This is a genomic window from Dehalobacter sp. 12DCB1 (assembly GCF_004343605.1).
Lineage (GTDB): Bacteria > Bacillota > Desulfitobacteriia > Desulfitobacteriales > Syntrophobotulaceae > Dehalobacter.
Window position 1 is genome coordinate 1 of the sequence record NZ_POSF01000007.1, and the last position, 4396, is coordinate 4396.

The window sequence follows — 4396 nt, forward strand, 5'->3', positions numbered from 1 at the left end:
GATTGCGTCTTCCCCTGTTATATACGAAGGGATAACGAAAGATCAAAACGGCAGGGAAGAAAAAATAGGTTACGTCGTAATCGAGCAAGCGGTTGCTTATGGAGGACCGGTTAAAATGGTCACCGGAATTGACCTCAAAGGAAAAATTGTCGGGACGGTTATTGCCGCCCATAAGGATACGCCATCCTTTATTGATAAAGTCATCGACCAGAAATACCTGGAGAAATTCATCGGCAAAGACATCACGGACCCCTTGTCCATTAACAAAGATATCGACCGTATATCGGGCGCTACTTTTTCTTCCCGGGGGATTGCCAAGGCCATTTCCCAGGGAAGCCATGCCGTAGCCAGGGGCGAGTTCAGGCTCAATGTGAAGGATGAGGTTGAACCGTTTAAGTTCGGGGCAAAGGAAACTGCGGTTATCGCTTTGGTGATCCTGACGGTAATTGGCGTCGCATTCAAACAGAGAAAACTGCGCTGGATTGCCCTGATAGGCAGTTTAGTCTTCATTGGCTTCCAATACAATACACCGATTTCGATGGCAAATATAGCCGCACTTTTCATGGGGAATTTGCCGTCAATCCGTGAAAACCTGGTCTGGTATATCCTCTTAATCGGGATCCCGGTGATTACCTTTATAATAGGAAAGAATATTTACTGTTTCTGGCTTTGCCCGTTTGGCGCTTTGCAGGAAATAACAGCAAAAGTAGGCGGCGGTAAATTCAAATGCTGTAATAAAGCAATCGAAGCCAAAGCGGCTAAAATAAGATATATACTCATATACCTGGCACTGATAGGGGCATTCCTGACGAAGTCACCGAGTTTTGCCGGTTATGAGCCATTCGCCACTTTGTTTGGCCGGCAGGGATTCGGTATCCAGTGGCTTATTTTGCCGGTGGTGATTTTTAGTTCTTTCTTCATCAGCAGATTCTGGTGCAGGTTCTTTTGTCCGGGGTTGATACTCAATGAGATCATTTTGCGTCCCAGGAGATATATCATGGGGATTTTAGAAAAATAAAATGAATAACATCGAGGTCAAAGAATGAAAAGCAAATTAAGCTTAGGGGATTTATTATTTATTGTATTGATATCGGCTGTCGCCGTTATGATTGTGATAAGTGAATGGCGGGCTTATCACTTTATTTCTTAATCAAAGATTCAAACTAAAGTGTATAAAAATTATCTGTATCATAAATCTCTATAACTTGGGCTTTCAGCCCAGGTCATTTTATGTTAGTCAAGGATTTAAACGGATTAAAACGATATCAGGCGAGACTAGTACTATCTCGGCAGAACTTAACCAAGCGATTCAGAATTTAGCCCAATTAATGAAATCTCGACAGCCAATAATGAATCAGTCAGGAAGAGAAACGATTGCCCAAAAAGCTTCCAACGCTTCCTTGAAACAGGAGAGGCTTTCAAAAAACTTAGGTCGGTTGTGGAGAGGTTAGAAAAACCTCTAGATAATAATATTTTTTTGATGCTCCCGTAATCGTTGAATGTCTTTGATATAGTAATACCCATCAGTCTGTTCAATTAATTTCATTTGTTTCAGTTTTGAAATAACTTTCGTAGTAGTTATTCTGTTAATACCCAGTAAATTACTAATAAACTGCTGGCTGGTTTTAATATTCAGCCTTATTTTTTTGTCCTCTTTTCCCCCAAAATTATCGGCGAAAGTTAATAATAGGTTGCAGATTCTCCATTCCGAATCATAATAGAGTATTTCATCCGCATGGTTAACATGAGAGTACAATTTCATGGCAATAGATTCTATAACATAAAGAGTAACGTTTAAATCTTTGGCCAATAATTCCAGAAGATCTTCACGTTTTACAAAATTTACAAAGGTATCCTCCAACGTTTTAAAATAACAGAAAGCAGGTACTTTTAAAAGGACATTAGACTCTAAAAAGATACTGCGCTCTTCGAGAATGGACAAAATTTCTTCATTGCCTTTTGGAAAGTATTCAAAGGCGATTACCCTGCCTTTTTTTATATAATAAAAGCCTTCTAAGACATCACCTGGAGATACAATAATCGTATTTTTTTTGTAAAAGACTTCTGTTTCTCTTCCAATGAGTGCCTCGGGAATGTTTTCAAGCCTGTAAATTCTAGGAAATTGTCCGAAGGATTCTTTCACAAAATCAACTCCCAGATAAATTAGTCCATGCTTAATTATAATAAAAATTCATTTAACGCTACATTAGTTTTGCATAAATTGTTTTTGATATTTTGTTGATACTTCCGCAATCGACGGATGTCTTTGATATGGTAATATCCGTTGATCTGTTCAATTATTTCATTTGTTTTAATTTCGAAATGATTTTCACTGTCGTTATTCTGTTCATACCTGGTATTAATATTCAAAGTAATTATAGCTCATTTAAAAATAAATTGGTGTTGTACAGACTACACCTGTAGTTCATACTCGTATCTTTTTTTAGAAAAAATGATATCTTAAAGGCAAATAAGATCTTATTTTAAAAACAAATTCTATTAGGAGGAGATGACGATGGAGTTGGGTAATGAAAAATCTGACGCGAAAAAAGAAAAAAAAGTATTATCCACAAAACTCAGCAGACGGGGATTCTTAAAAACTTCACTTGGATTAGGAGTTGGAGCGACTGGAACGGCACTGTTCGGTTCTGAATTAACAGGAGGAAACGGCGTCGCAGATGCTGCAGATATTGTACAGCATGATACGATGCCGGTGGAAATCTCCACTGACTATCAGCGGTATAGTTACACTAGGTTATCTCCGGTTTTAACTTGCCCCGGAGGTGCAAAATATTTTGGAAAAAGGATGGGGGCAATACCGCAAACTGGCGGACCGGGCTGGACTCAGCTTGAAGTTGCTTTAGATAACGGCTCATGGGCCATTGAACAGGATATCAATCATTATCAGGCAACCTTAAGTTACCAATCGATAGGGCTCTTTTCTTGGAAAGGTGAAGTAAATCCAAATTGGGGTAGTGACGTAAATCCTACCAAGTATAAGTTTGAAAGCCCTGAAGCTGCAAGCGCTATAATTAAAAAAGCCGCTATGTATTTTGGAGCAAGTAAAGTGGGGATTGCCCCCTATGATGAACGGTGGGTCTATTCTGAGGTCATGGATCCGGTTGCGGCTGCTGATCCGAACCATCCGAATCCGAATAGTCCTATTCCCAATAAGCTTCCGTTTACGCCTAGCCATGTGATTGTAATGATTCTTGAAATGGATTACGACGGCTATCAGACTGCCCCGGCCTTGCCCCAAACAGCCTCTTCGGCTAATATCTACTCCAATATGGGTGTTACCTCCCGTAAGTTGGCTACATTTATCAGGACATTAGGCTACCAGTGCATACCTTGTTCCAACGATACGGCTTTAAGCGTCCCCTTAGCTATTCAGGCCGGACTAGGGGAACTCAGCAGGATCGGTATTATGATCTCGCCGGAATTCGGACCTAGACAGCGGATATGTAAAACCTTCGTGGATATGGATTTGGCCATTGATAAACCGATTAGCTTCGGAGCGATGAAATTTTGCAAGACTTGTAAGAAATGCGCGGATGCCTGTCCTTCCCAAGCAATATCCCATGATGATGAACCAAGTTTCAAAGTAAAGGAATCAACCAATCCGGGAGTCAAAAAGTGGGCGGTAGATGGAGTGAAGTGCATGACCCAATGGGGAGAAGTCGGCAGTGACTGCGGAGTTTGTATTAAAGTCTGCCCCTACAACAAACCAACCCAGGAATGGCACCATGATTTAGCGAAACTAGCAACAAGGACTCCGGCAAAACCGCTCCTGAGGTTTTTCGACGATTTGTTCGGGTATGGGAAAATAATCGTTCCAGATGCAGTTAAGAACTTCTGGAATAAATAAGAATGGAGGAAAGGTAATATGATTGTCTTCTGGTTAATCTTAGGGGCACTGATGGCATCATCCATATGGTTTGTATACATCAAATTCCAGGCTACAGGGAAAATGTCCGTAAACCGCTGGATTTTAACTGTGATCTCTGTACTTTGGGGAGGATTTACTCTGGCTTGGATCGTCAGCAGCATCGGCGAAGGTGAGATGCAGGCCGCAGGCATGGGGCTGTTAATCTTCGGAGCAATTCTCCTTGTCTTCATTATCGTTACGGTACGGTTAAATTCTTTGATACCCTCCAAAAAGAAAGCTGATAAAGTAGAGGCCGCATAATTTCAATCAAACAGATATTAACGTAACGGGAGCAAGAAATGAAAAACCTAGCAAAAAAAATAATCGTTCTTTCAGCAACAGTTATATTCTTCCTAACGTTAGGTTTGAGTTGGACTCATACAGATAACGATATCATACCGTTTATGAATCAAGTTTTTCCGGAAGCGCAATCTTTTCAAAAGATTGCGTCTTCCCCTGTTATATACG

General features: G+C 40.6%; 4 protein-coding genes and 1 pseudogene. 4 read left to right on the forward strand and 1 reads right to left on the reverse strand.

Translation table 11 applies throughout. The annotated features are described in order from the left end of the window. Position 1: 1 nt before the first annotated feature. Positions 2-1018, forward strand: a complete 1017-nt coding sequence (locus tag C1I38_RS03470; protein WP_243109285.1) for a 4Fe-4S binding protein — start codon at positions 2-4, stop codon at positions 1016-1018. A 441-nt stretch (positions 1019-1459) separates the two neighbouring features. On the opposite strand, the gene C1I38_RS03475 is transcribed toward C1I38_RS03470, so the two are convergent. Next, positions 1460-2143, reverse strand: a complete 684-nt coding sequence (locus C1I38_RS03475; protein ID WP_119776274.1) for a Crp/Fnr family transcriptional regulator — start codon at positions 2141-2143, stop codon at positions 1460-1462. Between the two features lie 372 nt (positions 2144-2515). Between C1I38_RS03475 and C1I38_RS03480 the strand changes: the two genes are divergently transcribed. The 3 genes and pseudogenes from C1I38_RS03480 to C1I38_RS14410 all read left to right on the forward strand — a co-directional run. Beyond that, a complete protein-coding gene (locus C1I38_RS03480; RefSeq protein WP_119776277.1) occupies positions 2516-3868 on the forward strand; it encodes a reductive dehalogenase in 1353 nt (450 codons plus the stop codon). An 18-nt stretch (positions 3869-3886) separates the two neighbouring features. After that, positions 3887-4189 carry a dehalogenase gene (locus C1I38_RS03485; RefSeq protein WP_119776278.1) on the forward strand — a complete coding sequence of 101 codons (303 nt, stop codon included), beginning with the start codon at positions 3887-3889 and terminating at the stop codon, positions 4187-4189. Between the two features lie 38 nt (positions 4190-4227). Beyond that, positions 4228-4396 (forward strand): annotated as a pseudogene (locus C1I38_RS14410) (pceC); the annotation flags it as partial.

Excerpts from the sequence above, each read along its gene's own strand:
- C1I38_RS03480 (WP_119776277.1), top strand. The coding sequence starts at position 2,516 with ATGGAGTTGGGTAATGAAAAATCTGACGCGAAAAAAGAAAAAAAAGTA.
- C1I38_RS03485 (WP_119776278.1), top strand. The coding sequence starts at position 3,887 with ATGATTGTCTTCTGGTTAATCTTAGGGGCACTGATGGCATCATCCATA.